Source organism: Mycobacterium sp. URHB0044 (genome assembly GCF_000620625.1).
GTDB lineage: Bacteria > Actinomycetota > Actinomycetes > Mycobacteriales > Mycobacteriaceae > Mycobacterium.
Genome location: NZ_JIAW01000030.1, coordinates 57,280 through 74,988, shown reverse-complemented (window position 1 = coordinate 74,988; position 17,709 = coordinate 57,280). Strand labels below are relative to the sequence as shown.

Annotated in this window: 17 protein-coding genes; 7 read left to right on the top strand and 10 right to left on the bottom strand. The window is 67.3% G+C overall.

Annotated features, from left to right (window positions below):
* Positions 1-56: 56 nt before the first annotated feature.
* Positions 57-1,424: an IS30 family transposase gene (locus N536_RS0134585; RefSeq protein ID WP_029114794.1), complete on the top strand. Its 1,368-nt coding sequence runs from the start codon at positions 57-59 to the stop codon at positions 1,422-1,424.
* A gap of 69 nt (positions 1,425-1,493) precedes the next feature.
* Here the strand turns inward: N536_RS0134585 and fadD2 are convergent, their stop codons facing one another.
* Complete coding sequence (fadD2, locus tag N536_RS0134580; protein WP_029117795.1) at positions 1,494-3,185, bottom strand: long-chain-fatty-acid--CoA ligase FadD2; 1,692 nt, start codon at positions 3,183-3,185, stop codon at positions 1,494-1,496.
* Positions 3,186-3,241: 56 nt separating this feature from the next.
* Between fadD2 and ligD the strand changes: the two genes are divergently transcribed.
* Complete coding sequence (gene ligD / locus N536_RS0134575; protein ID WP_029117794.1) at positions 3,242-4,477, top strand: non-homologous end-joining DNA ligase; 1,236 nt, start codon at positions 3,242-3,244, stop codon at positions 4,475-4,477.
* Here the strand turns inward: ligD and N536_RS0134570 are convergent.
* Genes N536_RS0134570 through N536_RS0134555 form a run of 4 tightly spaced genes read right to left on the bottom strand, consistent with a single transcriptional unit; the run spans position 4,474 to position 8,659 of the window.
* Entirely contained in the window at positions 4,474-5,136 is a 663-nt protein-coding gene (locus N536_RS0134570) for an NAD(P)H-binding protein (protein ID WP_029117793.1), read from the bottom strand. The genes ligD and N536_RS0134570 overlap by 4 nt on opposite strands.
* 10 nt (positions 5,137-5,146) lie before the next feature.
* Positions 5,147-5,578 carry a VOC family protein gene (locus tag N536_RS0134565; RefSeq protein ID WP_029117792.1) on the bottom strand — a complete coding sequence of 144 codons (432 nt, stop codon included), beginning with the start codon at positions 5,576-5,578 and terminating at the stop codon, positions 5,147-5,149.
* A 25-nt stretch (positions 5,579-5,603) separates the two neighbouring features.
* Complete coding sequence (locus tag N536_RS0134560; protein WP_029117791.1) at positions 5,604-6,614, bottom strand: TAXI family TRAP transporter solute-binding subunit; 1,011 nt, start codon at positions 6,612-6,614, stop codon at positions 5,604-5,606.
* Positions 6,611-8,659, bottom strand: coding sequence for a TRAP transporter fused permease subunit (locus N536_RS0134555; RefSeq protein ID WP_029117790.1), 2,049 nt, complete (start codon positions 8,657-8,659; stop codon positions 6,611-6,613). The genes N536_RS0134560 and N536_RS0134555 overlap by 4 nt, the downstream gene beginning before the upstream one ends.
* A gap of 182 nt (positions 8,660-8,841) precedes the next feature.
* On the opposite strand from N536_RS0134555, the gene N536_RS0134550 reads away from it, so the two are divergent.
* Positions 8,842-9,840, top strand: coding sequence for an alpha/beta fold hydrolase (locus N536_RS0134550; protein WP_029117789.1), 999 nt, complete (start codon positions 8,842-8,844; stop codon positions 9,838-9,840).
* Here the strand turns inward: N536_RS0134550 and N536_RS40340 are convergent.
* Positions 9,801-10,430 (bottom strand): sigma-70 family RNA polymerase sigma factor, encoded by a 630-nt coding sequence (locus tag N536_RS40340; RefSeq protein ID WP_051574977.1) that lies wholly within the window; start codon positions 10,428-10,430, stop codon positions 9,801-9,803. The two genes, N536_RS0134550 and N536_RS40340, sit on opposite strands and share 40 nt — an antisense overlap.
* A gap of 115 nt (positions 10,431-10,545) precedes the next feature.
* On the opposite strand from N536_RS40340, the gene N536_RS40335 reads away from it, so the two are divergent.
* From N536_RS40335 to N536_RS43410, 4 genes are all read left to right on the top strand, one after another.
* On the top strand, positions 10,546-11,508 hold the full coding sequence (locus tag N536_RS40335; protein ID WP_051574980.1) for a LysR family transcriptional regulator: 963 nt from the start codon (positions 10,546-10,548) through the stop codon (positions 11,506-11,508).
* 12 nt (positions 11,509-11,520) lie between these two features.
* The gene (locus N536_RS0134535; RefSeq protein ID WP_036438638.1) at positions 11,521-12,009 is read left to right on the top strand and encodes an SRPBCC family protein; all 489 of its coding nucleotides are present in this window, start codon (positions 11,521-11,523) and stop codon (positions 12,007-12,009) included.
* Positions 12,010-12,205: 196 nt separating this feature from the next.
* Positions 12,206-12,661, top strand: coding sequence for an STAS domain-containing protein (locus N536_RS0134530; protein WP_029117787.1), 456 nt, complete (start codon positions 12,206-12,208; stop codon positions 12,659-12,661).
* Between the two features lie 29 nt (positions 12,662-12,690).
* Positions 12,691-12,924: a GrpB family protein gene (locus N536_RS43410; RefSeq protein WP_081809506.1), complete on the top strand. Its 234-nt coding sequence runs from the start codon at positions 12,691-12,693 to the stop codon at positions 12,922-12,924.
* A gap of 6 nt (positions 12,925-12,930) precedes the next feature.
* On the opposite strand, the gene N536_RS0134520 is transcribed toward N536_RS43410, so the two are convergent.
* From N536_RS0134520 to galT, 4 genes are all read right to left on the bottom strand, one after another.
* The gene (locus N536_RS0134520; RefSeq protein ID WP_029117786.1) at positions 12,931-14,187 is read right to left on the bottom strand and encodes an alanine racemase; all 1,257 of its coding nucleotides are present in this window, start codon (positions 14,185-14,187) and stop codon (positions 12,931-12,933) included.
* An 87-nt stretch (positions 14,188-14,274) separates the two neighbouring features.
* Positions 14,275-15,441: a zinc-binding dehydrogenase gene (locus tag N536_RS0134515; RefSeq protein WP_029117785.1), complete on the bottom strand. Its 1,167-nt coding sequence runs from the start codon at positions 15,439-15,441 to the stop codon at positions 14,275-14,277.
* A gap of 71 nt (positions 15,442-15,512) precedes the next feature.
* Complete coding sequence (locus N536_RS0134510) at positions 15,513-16,622, bottom strand: galactokinase (protein ID WP_029117784.1); 1,110 nt, start codon at positions 16,620-16,622, stop codon at positions 15,513-15,515.
* On the bottom strand, positions 16,615-17,709 hold the full coding sequence (gene galT / locus N536_RS0134505) for a galactose-1-phosphate uridylyltransferase (RefSeq protein WP_029117783.1): 1,095 nt from the start codon (positions 17,707-17,709) through the stop codon (positions 16,615-16,617). The genes N536_RS0134510 and galT overlap by 8 nt, the downstream gene beginning before the upstream one ends.

Genomic DNA, 17,709 nt, shown 5'->3' with positions numbered 1-17,709 from the left:
CTCGCTCAGACTCAAGTGGTCGCTGCAACACCTAACGAGTTCGAAGGTGTTGTTCGATGGCGTTTCGCAAGCAGGGCTGCAAACAGGTACCGGAGTCTGCCCATGGTGTTTTCCTGGACGCGTTGAAGTCGGGGTTGTCGCGGTCGGCGGCTGCCACAGTGGCCGGGGTCTGTCACTCCACGGGTAACAAGTGGGCGAACGCGGCCGGGGTGGCGGCGAACTTCAAGCATCGGGGTGTTCGGTATCCGGCAGCGGTTCGTGACGCGTTCTGGGAGGCAATGCATTCTGGCGCGTCGCCGTTGCAGGCGGCGGCGCTGGCCGGCGTGTCGGAGGTCACGGGCCAGTATTGGGTGAACAAGGCTGGGTATGTGCCCAGAACCCCTGCACCTGCCGATATCGAGCCCGATCCGTCACCGCCAAGGGGGCCGATGTCGTTCATCGAGCGCTGCCGGTTGGAGCAGCTGCTGGAGACGGGGCACCGGCCGGCGCACGCCGCCGGGTTGTTGGGGCGCCACAGGGACACGATTCGCCGCGAGATGGGCCGTGGGCGGACCGTGTCGGGATACCGGGCACGGGTGAGTCAAGACGCCGCCGAGGCCAACCTCACGCGACCCAAACCGCGCAAACTCGACACGACTGCGGCGCTGTTGGCCGAGGTGGTGGCACGCTTGAAGCAGCGGCATAGTCCCCAGCAGATCGCCGGCCGGCTGCGCGAGGAGTTCCCCGAGGATCCGGAGATGTGGGTGTCACACGAGACGATCTATCAGACCATGTACGTCCAGCCGCGCGGGGAGTTGGCTCGGCTGGTCAAGACCGCGCTACGCACCGGCCGCACTCAACGAAAGGCGCAGGGACGCAAGGAAACTGGCCAAGGTCACCTCAAAGACATGATCAACATCAGTGAACGGCCCAAGGAGGCCGATGACCGCGCGATCCCCGGACACTGGGAAGGCGACCTGATCATCGGCAAGAACCAGGCATCTCAGATCGGAACCCTAGTCGAGCGGGCCACCGGATTCCTGATGCTGCTGCACCTACCCGAGGACCGCACCGCAGCCACCACGGCCGACGCCATGTCGGCCAAAATCCCCGAAATCCCCGAAATCCTGCGCCGCTCACTGACCTGGGATCAAGGCGGCGAGATGGCAGCACACGCCAAGATCACCAAGGCCACCGGCCTGCCGATCTACTTCTGCGACCCCCACAGCCCCTGGCAGCGCGGCAGCAACGAGAACACCAACGGACTGCTGCGCCAGTACTTCCCCAAAGGCACCGACCTATCCTTCTACGGCCCCGGCTGGCTCGACCAGGTCGCCGCCGAACTCAACGCCCGACCCCGCAAACGCCACAACTGGCGCACCCCCGCCGAAGAACTCGACCGACTACTCTCAGATCCGTCCACATTCGTTGCAGCCACCACTTGAATCCAAGTCGCACTTTTGTCGCGTGGGTTCAATCTCGCGAAACTCGCCGACGGCGCGGGATCGGCGTGGCTACTCCACGTCGATCTCGCGCAGTTCGCGCTTGAGGATCTTGCCCGTGGGGTTGCGCGGCAGCTCGTCGAGGAAGACGACCTCGCGGGGCACCTTGTAGCGGGCCAGGTGGTCCCGGACGTACGCCTTGATGGCGTCCTCGTCGACGCTCGCCCCGTCGGCCTTGACGACGAACGCGCGCAGCCGGTGCCCCCAGTCCTTGTCCTCCACGCCGAGCGCGGTGGCTTCGACGACCTCGGGGTGGCCGCTGATCAGGTCTTCGACTTCGGCGGGGAAGACGTTCTCGCCACCCGAGACGATCATCTCGTCGTCGCGCCCGCTGACGTACAGCAGGCCGTTCTCGTCGAAGTAGCCGACGTCGCCGGACGACATCAGGCCGTCGATGATCTGCTTGTGGCCGCCGCCGGTGTAGCCCTCGAACGGGAAGGTGTTGCCGACGAAGATCCGGCCCACCTCGCCCTGGGGCACCTCGTTGCCGTTGTCGTCGAACAGCTTGACCTTCACGCCCTTCACCACCGGCCCCACCGTCGCCGGGTTGATGGACAGGTCCTTGGGCCGCGCGATGGTGGCGAATGCGATCTCGGTGGAGCCGTACAGGTTGTAGACGACGGGACCCAGATCCTTCAGCGCCCGGGTGGCCAGCTCGGCACCGAGCTGCGATCCCGAGACGAACACGATCCGCAAGCTGGACAGGTCCGGCTTGCGTTCCATGCCCTCGAGCGCATCGAGCATGCGCGACAACATGACTGGCACCACGACCACCGCCGTCACCTTGTGCTTCTCGATGTCGGCGAGCACGGTGGCCGGCTTGAACTTGCGCCGCAACACCAGCGTCGTGCCGAGCATCATCGCGATGGTGGCGTGCAGGAAGCCCAGCGCGTGGAACATCGGGGCGGGCAGCGAGGTCACCTCGCCGGACCTGAACGGGACGTGCGACAGCACACCGCCGATCGGCGCCAGCGACGGCGGCGTGCTGCGGTTGGCGCCCTTGGGGGTACCGGTCGTGCCGCTCGTCAGGATGATGATCTTCGAGTGGTGCGACGCCTTCGGCGGCGGATCGTTCTTGGTGCGGGCGATCAGATCGGCGAGTGTCTCGTCGGTGCTCTCCGACGGCGCGTCGTTGTCCGGGTTGGTGGGCAGCGCGCGCAGCCTGCCCAGTGGCGGGTCCGCCGCCGCGACGGCCTTGGTGTACTCGTCGTCGAAGATGATCAGCTTCGCGCCCTCGCGCTCGGAGACCTCCTTGATCTGCGGCCCGGAGAACTCACTGTTGAGCAGGATGATGCGCACGCCCACCTTCGCGGCGCCGTACATCGCGATCAGGAACCACCGGTGGTTGCGGATCAGCAGCGCGACGCCGTCGCCGCCGCGGACTCCCATTGCCAGTAGACCGTTGGCGACGGCGTTGGCCGAATCGTCGAGTTCCTTGAACGTCAACTCGCCGTCGTCGTCGATGATCGCGGTGCGGTTGGGCGTGCGTCGGGCGTTGAGCGCCGGGATCATGCCGAATTCGCCCCATCGCCGGATGTCGGCGAGCATCGCGGCGATGTTCTGCGGCGGCTCGATCTTGAATGCGCCTGCCTCGAACATCTTGATGGCGTAGTGCAGTTCCGCCGATCCACGGTCCCAGTATTTTCCGGCGGACTCCTGGATCTTGGCCGCGGCCTGCAACGGAAGGTCGGTTAGCTTGGGCATGACCACCACAATATGTGACGGCCGTCGCAGTCGGACCCGGAAACTAGGATGGCGTGATGGCGTCTCCGCTGTCCCTCGACGTGGGTGGGCGCGTGCTGGCGATCACCCACCCCGACAAGGTCGTCTTCCCTGACGCGGGCGTCACCAAGTTGGATCTGGTCGAGTACTACCTCGCCGTCGCCGACGGTGCGCTGCGCGGCGTCGCCGGCCGTCCGATGATCCTCAAGCGGTTCGTCAAGGGCATCACCGAAGAGGCCATATTCCAGAAGCGGGCGCCCGAGAAGCGGCCCGACTGGATCGACGTCGCCGAACTCAAGTACGCCTCGGGCACGTCGGCCAAGGAGGCCGTCATCCACGACGCCGCAGGCCTCGCGTGGGCGGTCAACCTGGGCTGCGTCGACCTCAACCCGCATCCCGTGCAGGCCGGCGATCTCGATCATCCCGACGAACTGCGCGTCGACCTCGACCCGATGCCCGGCGTGGAGTGGCAGCAGATCGTCGAAGTGGCGTTGGTGGCCCGCGAGGTGCTGGAGGACTACGGACTGACCGCCTGGCCGAAGACGTCGGGATCGCGCGGCTTCCACATCTATGCCCGCATCCCGCCACGCTGGCCCTACAAGCAGGTGCGGCTGGCGGCCGAGACCATCGCCCGCGAAGTCGAGTCCAGGACACCGGATTTGGCGACCAGCCGGTGGTGGAAGGAGGAACGCGGCGCACGCGTCTTCGTCGACTTCAACCAGAACGCCAAGGACCGCACCGTCGCCTCGGCCTACTCGGTGCGTGCGACGCCCGACGCGCGGGTCTCCACACCGCTGCGCTGGGACGAGGTGCTGGACTGCAGGCCCGAGGCATTCACGGTGTCGACGGTGCCCGCCCGGTTCACCGATCTCGGCGATCCGTGGGAGGGCATGGACGACGCACCCGGCGGCCTGGACGCGCTACTGGAACGCGCGAAGGAACTGGGGCCGGCCGAGAAGGCGCCCAAGGGTGCGCGCCGCACCGCCGACGGTCGCCGAGAATCGACGATGCCGTTGATCGAGATCGCCCGCACCAAGACCAAGGACGAGGCGATGGCCGCGCTGGACACGTGGCGCATGCGCTACCCCGCGGCGGCCGAAAGACTCGAGCCTGTCGACGTTCTGGTCGACGGCATGCGCGGGCCGAGCTCGATCTGGTACCGCATCCGGATCAACCTGCAGCACGTGCCCGAGGACCAGCGCCCGCCGCAGGAAGACCTGATCGCCGACTACAGCCCCTGGGAGAACTACTCCGGTTCGCAGTGGAAGCGCTAACTACCGATCCAGGCCACGGCGTCGGCGATCGGGGTGTCGCCGCCGATCAACTCGAAGGTGTGCCCTGCCGTCTCCGGGGCGTCCAACACGGCGACGAGCACGGCCGCCACGTCCGCGCGGGGAATGCTCCCGCGGCCGGTCTCCGCTGCGATCGTGACCCTGCCCGTACCGGGTTCGTCGGTGAGCAGGCCGGGCCGCACGATGGTCGAGCGCAGCGCGCCGCGGGACCGGACCGCCTCGTCGGCGGCGGCCTTCGCGCGTAGGTAGGCGGTGTAGACGGGATCGGACGTCCCGGCGTCGGCGCGCCGGTCGGCATCGATCGCGGAGACCATCAGATAGCGCCGTACGTCCGCGTCGAGAGCGGCGTCGGCGAGCAGGATCGCGGCGTCGCGGTCGACGGTCTCCTTGCGCGCGGCACCGCTGCCGGGCCCCGCCCCCGCGGCGAACACCACGGCGTCGGCGCCGCGCACGTGCTCGGCCACCTCGGCGACGGACGCCTTCTCCAGGTCGACGACCACGGCTTCGGCACCGGCGGCTTCGAGGTCGGCCGCCTGTGCCGGATTGCGGATCAGTCCGGCGACGGAATCACCCCGCTGGGACAGCAGCCGCTCCAGGATCAGCGCGATCTTGCCGTGTCCGCCTGCAATCACGATGCGCATGTCAGGCCCCTCACGCCGCGAAGACTTGGGAATCGTCGGCGAACGCCTTGAACTCCAACGCGTTTCCGGCCGGGTCTAGCAGGAACATCGTCCACTGCTCCCCCGTCTCGCCTTCGAAGCGCACGTAGGGCTCGATGATGAACTCGACTCCAGCCGCCCGCAACCGGTCGGCAAGCGCCTGGAAGCCGGCCACGGTCAGGATCAGCCCGAAGTGCGGCACGGGGACGTCGTGACCGTCGACCGGGTTGTGGATGGCGGCTGCCCGGTCCGGCGCGACGTGGGTGACGAGCTGGTGGCCGTTGAGATTCCAATCCACCCACGTCTCGGCGCTGCGTCCCTGCTCGAGGCCGAGCACGGTGCCGTAGAAGCGTTTGGCGGCGGGCAGGTCGTCGACCGGGATGGCGAGGTGAAACCGTGGGATGGGTGACTCGAGAACCGTCATGGTTCCCAAGATAGGCGCGGTCCGGCTACTCCTTGGCGCCCAGATCCCCGAGTGCCTTCTGCGCTCCGCGGTTCAGCGGAATGGGATCCGTGTCGCGGGCCGTCTCGAGTTTGATGCCCTTCGCGGCGCCGACGACCTGCTCCAGTTGCGGCTTGCGGTCGAACAGCGTCTTGGTGAGCACGCAGGCGAGGTTGGCGTCCACGTCATCGCGCACCAGCAGCAGATTGGGCACCACGATGGTCTTCGTGTCCGCAGGCAGGCCATAGGTGGCGGCCGGGATGACGCCCTCCTCGTAGACCGGGCTGACCTCCTGCATCTTCGGCAGTTGTGGCGTGATGTCGATGAACGCCACGTCGTTGCGCGTGGTGGTGATGAGGTCGGTGATGCCCGGTGTCGGCAACCCGCCCGACCAGAACAACGCGTCGATCGAACCGTCCTTCATGCCGTCGACGGTCTTGGTGAGATCCAGTCGCTGGGCCGAGACGTCGGATGCGTGGTTGAGGCCCGCCGACTCCAGCAACCGGTTGGCGATGACTTCGGTGCCCGAACCCGGCGAGCCGGTCGAGATCCGCTTGCCACGCATGTCGGCGATCGTTGTAATGCCCGAATCCTTGCGGGCGATCACCTGCGTGTAGTTGGGATAGATCCGCGAGAGTGCCTGCACGGGTTGCTTCTTGCCGTCGAAGCCACCCTTGCCCTGCACGGCGTCGGCGGCGCTGTCGGCGAGCGAGAACGCCACTTGATACGTCCCGGCGACGAGTTGCTGGATGTTCTGCACCGACGCCCCGGTCTCGGACGCGGTGGCCTTGACCTTGCCGCCGGTGGCGTCCGAAATCTGTTCGGCCCAGGCGTTTCCGAGAGAGAAGTACACGCCGGTGGCGTTGCCGGTCGCGATGGCCGACCGGGTGTCGGAGGTGACGTCGCACGTGACTTCACCGCCCGTGTCGGCGCTCGGCTTGTCCTGCCGCCCACCGCATCCCGTGGCAGTCGTGCCGATCAACAGCAGCGCCGCGAACACCGTTGTCACGCGTCTCATGTCCGTCTCCTCTTCTCGATGATGGTCAGCGCCACTGCGATCAGCAGGCACGCCGATCCCGCCACGATCGTGACGGGATCGAGGAACAACAACAGCAGGGCCGCGGCCCCGGTGAACACACGCGCCACCCATCCGGCGGCCCCGACGCCGAGCACCCACCCGCCTGCGGCGAAGGACAGCGCCACGATGCCCGCCGCCGCCGCGACCGTCGCCCACACCACGCCGATTACCGGACCGCGGCCAAGGAGGTATTCGCCGGGATCGGTCAGGACGAACGCGATGGGCACCAGGAACGCGGGTGCGGCGTAGCGCAACGTGTTCCACATCGTGGGGATCACCCGCCCACCGGTGACGGCGGAGGCGCCGACGGCCGCTAGGGCGGTCGGCGGGGTGACCTCGGAGAGCACCGAGTAGTAGAAGACGAACATCGCGGCGACCGGCGCCGGCACGTCGAGCGCGAGCAGCGCCGGGCCGATGATCACCCAACCGATGACGAACGACGCGGTCACCGGAATCGCCAACCCGAGCATCGCCAGCGCCACCGCCGCGAAGACCGCGGTCAGCGCGAGCATGACGGTGCGGTTGTCGGTGATCGCATCGACGCCGCCCACCAGCACGGAGGAGAACTGTGCGCCGAGACCGGTCTTCGTCGTCATCGCCGTGATCACCCCGGCGGCCGCACAGACCGCGACGACGGGCAGCACGCCGCGAACGCCGGAGCTCAGCGCTTCGAACAGCCGGCGCGGTGTCAGCCTGCCCCGGCGGTCGATGAACGACAGCGCGAAGGCCAGTGCGGTGGCGTAGACGACGGCCCGCGTCGCGCTGACGCCGACGGCCAACAGCACGACGATCGCGATCAACGACGAGAAGTGGTAGCCGAAGCGCAGCAACAGCTTCCATGGCGAGCCGGCCTCGAGATGTGCCGGGCGCATGCCGAATCGGCGGGCGTCGATCTCGACGGCCAGGAGGATGCCGAGGTAGTACAGGACGGTGGGAATCGATGCCCACCCGAGCACCACCAGATAGGAGACCTCGAGGTACTCGGCGACGATGAAGGCGGCAGCGCCGAGCGTGGGCGGGGACAACAGGGCGCCGACACCGGCCGCCGCGAGAACGCCTCCGGCGCGTTCGGGCGAGTAGCCGGCGCGGCGCATGATCGGCCAGGTGACCGCACCGACGCTGACGGCGGTCGCCGTCCCCGAGCCGGAGACCGTACCGAGCAGGAAGCCGGACGCCACCGCCGTCCGGCCCGCGGCGCTGCGCGAGCGGCGGAAGGCCGCAACCGACAGGTCGACGAAGAACCGCGCACCACCGGACAGTTCGAGCACCGCGCCATAGATGGTGAACAACACGATGTAGGTGGCGGCGACGTCGAGCGGCGTGCCGAAGAAGCCGCTGCCCGAGTTGTACAGCGCGTCGACGATCTGATCGAAGTCCAGTCCGGCATGCGCGATCGCCCACGTTTGGGGAAGCAGTCCGCCGTAGTACCCGTACGCCAGGAAGAGGCCGCACACCACCGGAAGTGCCCAGCCCGTTGTCCGCCGGCAGGCCTCCAGAACGAGGACGAGCAGCAGCGCGCCCATCGCGACGTCGGTCGGGTCTAGTTGGCCCTGGCGGTCGAGGAAGGCGTTGTAGCCGCCGCCGCCCGATCCGATCGCGACCGGCAGCACCGGGTAGAGGCAGACGATCAGCGTCACGACCGCGAACACCCAGTCCAGCACGCCGGGCCGGTCGGCGGGATCGAGCCGGCCCAACCCGGATCGGTAGACCAGGAACACCAATGGCAGTGTCCCGGCGAGGAACACGATGAGATAGAACTGACTGCCCTGCGACAGCGGGCGGAAGACCTGCCAAATGGTCAGGACGGCGACGGCGAAGGCGACGGTCGCGACGACGCGGGCCACCCAGCCGCCGAGTTCGCGCCCCGGCCGTTCCTGGTCGTCGACCTGCGGCACCGGTGCGGCGCCCAACGTCGACGCGGATGGTGTTGCCGTGGCGACCGCCGTCGGCGAGTCACCGGGCTCCGTCGGCGAGCTCCCCTTCATATGAAGGCCAACGTTAATTCGCGGCGTGCCCTTACGCGGCGGATTGCGGACTTCTGCAGTGAATCGCGGCGCCGATTCGTGCGTTCCACTGGGTGACGGCGCCTGAAAAGGCGCCCGGCCGGTGGCCGGCACATCCAGTACGCTTCTCGTCTCCGGACGCCTGAAAAGTGGGAAATGACAACATGATCAGTAGACGCGAGTTCGCCCAGATGATGAGCCTCGCGGCGGCGGGAGCCTCGGTGGCCACTTCGATGCCGAACGCCGCTGCGGCTCCACCCACTGGCCACACGGGATTCCGGTCGTACAAGCAGGTCGACGCAGGTGTGCTCGACATCGGGTACGCCGAGGACGGTCCCGCCGACGGGCCACCCGTCATCCTGCTGCACGGCTGGCCGTACGACATCCACAGTTACGTCGACGTCGCACCGATGCTGGCCGAGCGCGGCTACCGCGTCATCGTCCCCTACCTGCGCGGCTTCGGAAGCACCCGCTTCCTGTCGGAGGCGACGGTCCGCAACGGCCAGCAGGCCGCGGTCGCAAGCGACGTCATCGCATTGATGGACACGCTGAACATTCCGCAGGCGGTCATCGGTGGCTTCGACTGGGGCGCGCGGTCGGCGGACGTCGTCGCGGCGCTGTGGCCCGAGCGATGCCGGGCACTGGTGGCGGTGAGCGGATACATCATCGTCAATCTGACGGCCAACCTCGCACCACTGTCGCCGCAGGCCGAGTACGGCTGGTGGTATCAGTACTACTTCGCGACCGACCGCGGTGAACAGGGCTACCGGCAGAACACCGACGACTTCAACAGGTTGATCTGGAAGAACGCATCCCCGACGTGGTCGTTCGACGATGCCACCTTCCAGCGCAGCGCGGCGGCCTTCGCCAACCCCGACCACGTCGCCGTCGTCATCCACAACTACCGGTGGCGCCTCAGCCTTGCGCCTGGCGAGCCCGCCTACGACGAGTTGGAGAACCGGTTGGCCGCCAAGCCGGTCATCACCGTGCCGACGATCACGATCTCCAGCGACTTCGACGGTCCCGCCAAGGACGGCAAGGGCTACCGGCAGCAGTTCACCGGCAGGTATGCGCACCGCGTTCTCGACGGCATCGGGCACAACGTCCCGCAGGAGGCACCGCGTCAGTTCGCCGATGCGGTCATCGAGGTGTCTGGATGGTGAAACACGTTGTGCGGCAAGCATGCGGCGTCGCACAGTGTGGCACGCAGTTGTCGACGGGCCCGGTGAACCCGCGACATCACGGTGCCCACCGGGATGCCCTCCATGCGGGCGATCTCCTTGTACGGGAGCTCGCAGACGTCGGCGTAGTAGATGACCGTCTGCAGCGGCGCCGACAGCGCTCCGATCGCGTGCCGCAAGTCCTCGTCGGGCAGCCGCTGCAGCGCTCGCACTTCGGCAGACGGGGCGAGTCTGGTCTCGCCGGCCAGTTGCGCGTCGGTGAAGGAGTCGGTGAGTGACTCCTTCGGCCGGCACTCCGCCCGGCGGTGCGAGCCGATCCAGGCGTTGACCATGATGCGATGCATCCAGGCCCGAAGATTGGTGCCGGGATCGAACGAATCGAAGCCGGCCCACGCCTTCGTGAACGTCTCCTGAACCAGGTCCTCGGCATCGTGAACGCTGCGCGTGTAGCGGCGCGCCGCGCGCTCCAACTCCGCACGCAGTGGCAATGCGGCCGTTTCGAAGCGGATGGCCGCGTCGGACGCGGAACGGGTTGTCGCATCGGGTGATCGGTGCGCGTCGACGATCGTCATCGTGTGCCTCTTCGGCTGGTCGGGGATCTACCAGTCCATGACACCAACGCAGGCTGATCGCGTCCAACGATTGTTTTTCATGATCATCATCTATTTCACTGATAACTTGGTCCGGATGGAGCTGCGCCAGCTGGAGTACTTCCTCGCGGTCGCCGACGACATGAGCTTCACCCGCGCCGCCCAACGCGTACACGTCGTGCAGTCGGCGTTGTCGACGTCGATCAAGAAGCTCGAGGACGAGCTGGCGGTGCAGCTGTTCGATCGCTCGCGACAACGGATTCGGCTGACCCCGGCCGGTGAGGAGCTGCGTGAGCATGCCCGCCAGCTGCTGCGCGGGGCGCGCCTGGCGAAGGACTCGCTCAGCGATTACCGAGGGCATCTCACGGGCACGGTCGAGTTCGGTTCGCTGGTCACCTTCGGTGCGCTCGACGTGCCGAAGGTACTCGGCGACTTCCACCGCGCTCATCCCTTCGTCCGGCTCAGCCTGCGGTTGAGCCAGGTCGGCTCGTCGGCGTACACCACGTCCGTCGCCGACGGATCTCTCGACCTCGCGCTGGTGTCGGCCCCGGACCGCTTCCCGCCTGGCATCGAGATGCATCCGCTGGTCGAGGAGCCGATGGTGTTCACCTGCCGCGAAGATCACCCGCTGGCCGGCCGGGGCGAAGTTTCGATCGACGAGCTCGCCGGCGAGGACTTCGTCTGCTTCCCAACCGGATTCGGCATTCGACGCCTGGTGGACGACGCCTTCGCCGACGCGGGCGTCATTCCGCGCATCCTGTACGAAGTCCCCGCCGACTACACCGTCGCGGCCGCGCTCATCCGCAACGACCTCGGCACCGCCTTCATGCCGGCCAGCGAGGCCGGTCGTTTCGACGACCTGACCGCGATTGCCCTCGGGACACCGATCAACTGGCAGATTCACCTCGCCCGTCCGCAGGCCCAGAACATCAGCCGCGCCGCAGCGACGCTGGCTACCATGTTGCTCGACGCAGCCGCGGAAACCGGTGAACGACCTCGACGACGTTCGCGTTCTACCGGTCGAGGCGCCCGCAGCGGCCGTCGCTCGCCCAAGCGATAGGGAGCGAATCCAATGGAAACACCGAGCGCGATCGTCACCGTGGTGGATGCGGGTCCGGGACGGGTCAGCAGATCCATCGAGGTGGGAGCGAACACCAGCGAACTGTTCGCCATCGTCGCCGACCCACGCCGCCACCCCGAACTCGACGGTTCGGGCACCGTCCGCGACAACGTCACCGCGCCGGCAGAACTCTCCGAGGGCAGCAAGTTCTCGACGAAGATGCGGATGTACGGCCTGCCCTACCGCATCACCAGCACGGTCACCGCCCTCACCCGCAACGCGCTGATCGAGTGGCGCCACCCGATGGGCCACCGCTGGCGCTGGGAGTTCGAACCGATCGGCGCCCATCGCGCCCGCGTCACCGAGACGTTCGACTACCACGACGCCGGGGTGATCAAGAACCGGCTGAAGTACTACGAGCGGATGGGGTACGCGAAGGCCAACGCTGCCGGAATCGAAGCGACTCTCCTCAAGCTGCGCGAGCGGTACCCCGTCGAATAAGCGCACCAAGCGGCGGCAAACCGCTGAAAACCCGCTGTACTGGCGGGGTGAATTTGCTGGTGACCTTGGCCGACTTCTTACCGAATAATTAACGGCTACTCCCAAGTACCTTATGTTGGCCGATTACCTTCAGGGTTACGTTGCACCGCCTGCACCGGGCGATCGCATGCATCGCACTACCGAAGGGGGGATCCACATGACTGCCACAACTAGTGGTCCGGAGTCGAAATCGCCCTTCCGATACGGAAATCCGACGGTCGACTGCGGTGGCGCCGAGCTGCGCGCGCAGTGCCGGCAGCTCGCGACGGTGGTGACCATCAGCGGCTGCATCGAAGACGGCAACGTCGACGGCCTGATCGAACGCCTTGGCCACTACGTCTTGGCGGAGAAGCCCCTCATCCTTGACCTCGCCGAAGTCCGTGCATTCGCTGAGCACGGCCTCGACCTCCTCGAGGCCGTCGATGAGCTCTGCACCGGAGCAGCAGTCGAATGGTCCCTAGTGACGAGCCCATCCGTCGTACGGGCACTGCGGCTGCGCGGTGACCACAACGCCTACCTCACTGCGGACTCGGTGCCCGAGGCACTCCACCACTTCTCGGACGTCATGTCCGAGCGCCGCCGGCTTCTGCCGCTCCTCGGCAAGTCCGCTTAGCAGACAGGATCGAAACCACGTGTTGATCGATATTCGCTGGCTCGCGTACCTCCTCCACCGTCGTCACAAGACGGTCCCCTCGCGCTAATCGGCGCCGGTTTTCTGCCGCGTCGTCCTTCCGCGACGCCCTGCGTGCGGACCCGACGTTGACCGCGCGCTACGCCGCGCTCAAGCGCGACCTCGCAGCCCAGTACGCCGACGACCGCGAGGCCTACACCGCGGCGAAGAGCGACTTCATCCGAGCGGTACTCGACCCGGCCTGACCTGTTCTAGAAGTACGTCCGAATCAGGTCGATCACACGACTGTCGCTGTCCAGCAATGGGATCAGTGGCCACTTGTCGAACACCGTGCACGGATGCGAGATACCGAACTGCAGCCACCTGCCGACAGTCACATCGGGCTGATCGCCCGGAGCCAGACGCAGGTACGCGTGCTGGTCGTTGAGCGCGGTCACCTCGCTGGACGGCAGACCGTAGGGCACGGGCATGCCCTGATCGAACGACACGTCGCGCCGGCCCATGGTCAGCAGCGCCAGGTGGGGCTCAGGACGCGACATCACCTGCGCCCACACACTCAGCGCCGGTAGCAGGCTTTCCGTCTCACCCCGACCGAACGGCGAGGTCCGCGAATAGATGCCGTCGTCGTGAGTGAGGTAGCAGCCGCTGCGCAGGACGGTCCGCACCTTGAGACCGGCCGGCCAATCGTCGGTGAGCACGTCGGCGACCGTGTCGAAGTAGGTGCTGCCGCCGGCCGTCACGATGACGTCATCCGTCTCGAATAGTCCGGCGAGCCGCACCACCGCCGCGCGCAAATCCGTCAGGTAGCCGGTGACGCGCGCCAGCGCCTCGCCGGTCACGTCGCTGCCCGTCGCGGCTTCGTAGCCCGCCACCCCGACCAGCCGGAGCCGTGAGCTGGCCGCCGCGGCGCGCGCCACCTCGTCGACCGCTTCCCCGCTGCGGCAGCCGGTGCGGCCTCCGGCCATTCCGACTTCGACGCAGACGTCGACGGGTCGCACGGCACCCGCGTCATCCAACGCTGCCGACATCAGCTCCACGCCGGCGACGGAGTCCACCCAGCACACCAGGTTGAAATGCGGATCGCCATCCAATTCCGTTGCCAGCCAGGCCAACCCGGCGCCGTCGACCAGTTCGTTGGCAAGCATCACGTTTCGCACCCCGAACGCTCGGAACGTGCGGACCTGGCTGATGTTGGCGAGAGTCACCGCGCACGCACCGGCGTCGAGCTGGCGCGCCAGCAGCTGTGGCGACATGTGCGTCTTGCCGTGCGGCGCCAGATCCACCCCGTGTCCGCGGCACCATTGGGCCATCGTCGTCAGGTTGTGCTCGATGGCCGTGGCGTCGAGCACGCACACGGGTCCCACGGCGCCGGCGGCGAACAGTTCTGGTCGCCGTTTGCAGATCTGTGCGGGCGTGTGGCCCCACCACGACGACGGCATTCCCTTGTACCGCCAGTCGAACGGTTCGTCGGCGAGTGCGCTCACGGCCGTGCGGTCGAGTCCGGTCACCTATTGCCCACCTTTGAGCGACAACGCCACGAGAACCCTCTCCATTGAGCGAAATTGTCGCTCATAGCCGGGCAATTGCAATAGTGGTCAGGGCATCTCCGGCGTCACGGCCGCACTCTTTGGATCGATGAGGATCTTCGCGTGCGTCTCCGGATCGCCAAGCGCATGGAACGCGGCGTCGACGCCGTCGAGTCCGACGGTGCCGGTGACGAGTGGTGAGCCGTCGACCTTGCCGTCGGCCAGCATGTGCAGAGTGTCGCGGAATTCCAATGGCGTGTAACCGAATACAAAGCGCAGATCGATCTCCTTGCTGATCGCCAGCGCCGGTCGCAGCTTGTCCTCGCCCATGCACACCCCGACCACGACGACGCGGGAGTTCAGCGGCGCCGCAGCGATGATGCCGTCGATCACGCCGGGCACGCCGACGCATTCGAAGATCACCGGCCGCTTCGGGCTCGCCGCACCCAGGGCGTCGACGGCGCGGTAGACGTGCGACCACCCCGGCAGCCGGCGCAGCTTCTCCATCGATCCGACGCCGAGTTCGTAGAGTGCCGGCGCCTCGGTCACGAAGGCCTTCGAGGACGCTACGGCGTACGGGGAATCGACGGCAGGGTCGACGACGACGTCCGCCCCACATCGCGTCGCCAGCGTTCGCCGGGCGGGTGAGAAGTCACTGGCGACGATGGTGTGGACACCGCGTGCCTTGAGATGGCAGATGACGGCGAGGCCGATGGGTCCGCAGCCGATCACGATGGCCACGTCCCGCTTGCCGATGTCGCTGCGGCGCACCGCGTGCAGCGCCACCGTCATCGGTTCGGTCAGCGCCGCAATGTCGGCGGAGAGTCCGTTCGGGACGACGAAGCTCATCGATGCCTCGGCCAGCACCTGCTCGGCGTAGGCCCCTGGGGCCAGCGGCGAGAGGCCGGTCAGGTGAACACCGCCGTGCGCGCGCACCAGCGGGAAGGAGACGACCGGGGTGCCGACCTTGAACTCCTTGCCGACGCGCCGGCCGCGCTCAGCGATCTCGCCGCAGAATTCGTGGCCCATCACCACGGGGGTGTCCCCGCGCATGAAGTCGGGGTAGCTCAGCGCGTCCATGACGTCTTCGAGTTCGTCGGCGTGGTCCTTCGCATGCAGGTCCGAGCCGCAAATGCCGCAGCGCTGCACGTCGAGTACCAGTTGACCGTCGGCTGGCCGCGGCGAGGCGAGCTCCACGACGTCGAGCTTTCCGCCCAGACAGTTGACTGCCCTCATCGAACACTCCTCACGGATGGCTGCGTCAGTGCAGCATCACACCACCACAGTGCACGGATTCCGTGAGGCCATCAAGGGCGGTCAGGTCCCGCACCCCGGCCGGCGCGGGTGCGGGTGATCACCGGCTCGACGTAGCCGCCGTCGACGACCGAACGGCGGATCGCCTCCACGACCGAGTCGACCTCGCCGAGGTCGACCAGCGCGATGACACACCCGCCGAAGCCGCCCCCGGTCATCCGCGCGCCCAGCGCCCCGTTCCGTACCGCGGCGTCGGCGATCAGATCGATGTGAGGGGTGGTGATCTCGAAGTCGTCACGCATCGAGGCGTGTGACGCGGTCAGCAGGCCTCCCGCTTCGGTGAAGTCCGAATCACCCAGCGCATCAACGAAATCGAGTACCCGTTGATTCTCGGTGAGGATGTGGCGGGCGCGGCGGGCAGCCACCAGATCCGTCACCGCCTCGAGTGCCGACGGTCCCCGGTCCTGCACCTCGCGCAGCGACGAAACGCGCAGATCCGCGGCGGCGCGCTCGCACGACGCGCGTCGGGCGGCATACTCACCGCCCGCGTGCTGGTGGGTGGCACGCGAGTTGACGAGCAGCAAGGCCACGTCGGAGGCTTCGGGGTCGAACGGCACCGGCCGCACGCTCTCCTCCCGGAAGTCGATCAGGAGCGCTTGCCGCGCTTCGCCGCACAGTGCGGCCAGCTGGTCGAGCAGACCCGTTGGGGCGCCGACGTATTCATTCTCGGCGCGTTGCGCGATCCGCGCCTGCTCGAGAGGACTGAGTTGAAGTCCAGTCGCTGTCGCGATGGCGCCGAGGGCCGCACACTCCAGCGCGGCCGAGGACGCCAGGCCCGAGCCCATCTCGACGCCGCCCGCAATCGTCATCGTGCCTCCAGGGACGGTGTGTCCCGCACTGCGCAGCGCCCACATGACTCCTGCCACGTAGGCCGCCCAGCCGGTCACCTCGCCGGGCGAGGTGTCGATGGGGACTTCCTGCTGGGTCGCTTCGCGGTCGCTGCTCAGCACGATCGACTGGCTGTCGTCGGGCACGTAGGTCACCGCCGTGCGTTCGGGAAGCGCGATGGGCAAGGCGAACCCGAGGTTGTAGTCGGTGTGTTCGCCGATCAGGTTGATTCGGCCCGGCGCCGAGTATGTGACGGCGCGGCCCGGCTCACTCATCGCCCAACTCCCGCAGCCGGGCCGCGACGCTCTCGGGGGTGACGTCCATGATGAAGGCTTCCATCATGGACTCCGAGCTGGCCAGGAACTTCAACTTGCTGGCGCTGCGCCGGATCGACACCAGCTCGACGTGGAAGCATCCTTCCCGCTGTGCGTCGGTGTCGGCGTATTGATGCAGCGCCGACATGTACGGCAGCACAGTGGGATACATCCGGTCGAACCGCTGCAGGACGTCGAGGTAGATCGCCGCGAAGGCATCGACTTCGGCGTCGTCGAGCTCGGTCAGGTTGCGCACGAACCTGTTCGGATGGATGTGCACCTCGACCGGCCAGCGTGACGCGAACGGTACGAAGGCGGTGAAGTGCTCGTTGCGCGTGATGATGCGGGTGCCTTCGGCCACCTCCTCGGCGAGGATGTCGGCGAAGAGATTGGTGCCGTGACTCTTTCGGTGGGCGCGCGCCTGATCCATCATCCGGGCGGTGCGCGGCGTCAGGAACGGGTAGCCGTAGATCTGACCGTGCGGATGGGTCAGGGTCACCCCGATCTCCTCACCCCGGTTCTCGAAGCAGAAGACCTGTTCAATCCCGGGCCGGGTGATCAAGTCGGCGGTGCGGTGCCGCCACGCCTCGACGACCAGTCGGGCATGGGGCAGTTCGAGATCGGCGAAGGAGCCGACATGGTCGCTGGTGAACGAGATGACCTCGCAGCGGCCGTGGCCGGGTGCGGGCGCGAAGTCGTCCGCCGGCTGCGGGAGGGACGCCCCTTCCCCGGACAGGCTGGGGAACCGATTCTCGAACACGACGACGTCGTAGTCGGGTGCGGGCACCTCGCTGGTGAGCCCGGACGGTCCCGGGCACAGCGGACACTCGGCAGGAGTCGGTATGTGCGTGCGGTCTTGACGCAGCGCAGCGACGATCACCCATTGACCGGTTTGACGGTCGAAGCGCAACTGGGACTGGCCGCGTTGGTCGGTCAACGGCCTGCGGTCGGTGACGGGTTTCGGATGGTGGTCGGGCAACGAGAAGAAGAGGAGTTCGCGGCCGTCGGCCAACGGCCACCGCGTGGGCGTTGTTGAGCGGGTGGGCAT

Excerpts from the sequence above, each read along its gene's own strand:
- N536_RS0134530 (WP_029117787.1), top strand. The coding sequence starts at position 12,206 with ATGACTGCCACAACTAGTGGTCCGGAGTCGAAATCGCCCTTCCGATAC.
- N536_RS0134550 (WP_029117789.1), top strand. The coding sequence starts at position 8,842 with ATGATCAGTAGACGCGAGTTCGCCCAGATGATGAGCCTCGCGGCGGCG.
- ligD (WP_029117794.1), top strand. The coding sequence starts at position 3,242 with ATGGCGTCTCCGCTGTCCCTCGACGTGGGTGGGCGCGTGCTGGCGATC.
- fadD2 (WP_029117795.1), bottom strand. The coding sequence starts at position 3,185 with ATGCCCAAGCTAACCGACCTTCCGTTGCAGGCCGCGGCCAAGATCCAG.
- N536_RS40335 (WP_051574980.1), top strand. The coding sequence starts at position 10,546 with ATGGAGCTGCGCCAGCTGGAGTACTTCCTCGCGGTCGCCGACGACATG.
- N536_RS0134585 (WP_029114794.1), top strand. The coding sequence starts at position 57 with ATGGCGTTTCGCAAGCAGGGCTGCAAACAGGTACCGGAGTCTGCCCAT.
- N536_RS0134515 (WP_029117785.1), bottom strand. The coding sequence starts at position 15,441 with ATGAGGGCAGTCAACTGTCTGGGCGGAAAGCTCGACGTCGTGGAGCTC.
- N536_RS0134565 (WP_029117792.1), bottom strand. The coding sequence starts at position 5,578 with ATGACGGTTCTCGAGTCACCCATCCCACGGTTTCACCTCGCCATCCCG.
- galT (WP_029117783.1), bottom strand. The coding sequence starts at position 17,709 with ATGCCCACCCGCTCAACAACGCCCACGCGGTGGCCGTTGGCCGACGGC.
- N536_RS0134555 (WP_029117790.1), bottom strand. The coding sequence starts at position 8,659 with ATGAAGGGGAGCTCGCCGACGGAGCCCGGTGACTCGCCGACGGCGGTC.
- N536_RS0134570 (WP_029117793.1), bottom strand. The coding sequence starts at position 5,136 with ATGCGCATCGTGATTGCAGGCGGACACGGCAAGATCGCGCTGATCCTG.
- N536_RS0134535 (WP_036438638.1), top strand. The coding sequence starts at position 11,521 with ATGGAAACACCGAGCGCGATCGTCACCGTGGTGGATGCGGGTCCGGGA.
- N536_RS40340 (WP_051574977.1), bottom strand. The coding sequence starts at position 10,430 with ATGACGATCGTCGACGCGCACCGATCACCCGATGCGACAACCCGTTCC.
- N536_RS0134560 (WP_029117791.1), bottom strand. The coding sequence starts at position 6,614 with ATGAGACGCGTGACAACGGTGTTCGCGGCGCTGCTGTTGATCGGCACG.
- N536_RS0134510 (WP_029117784.1), bottom strand. The coding sequence starts at position 16,622 with ATGAGTGAGCCGGGCCGCGCCGTCACATACTCGGCGCCGGGCCGAATC.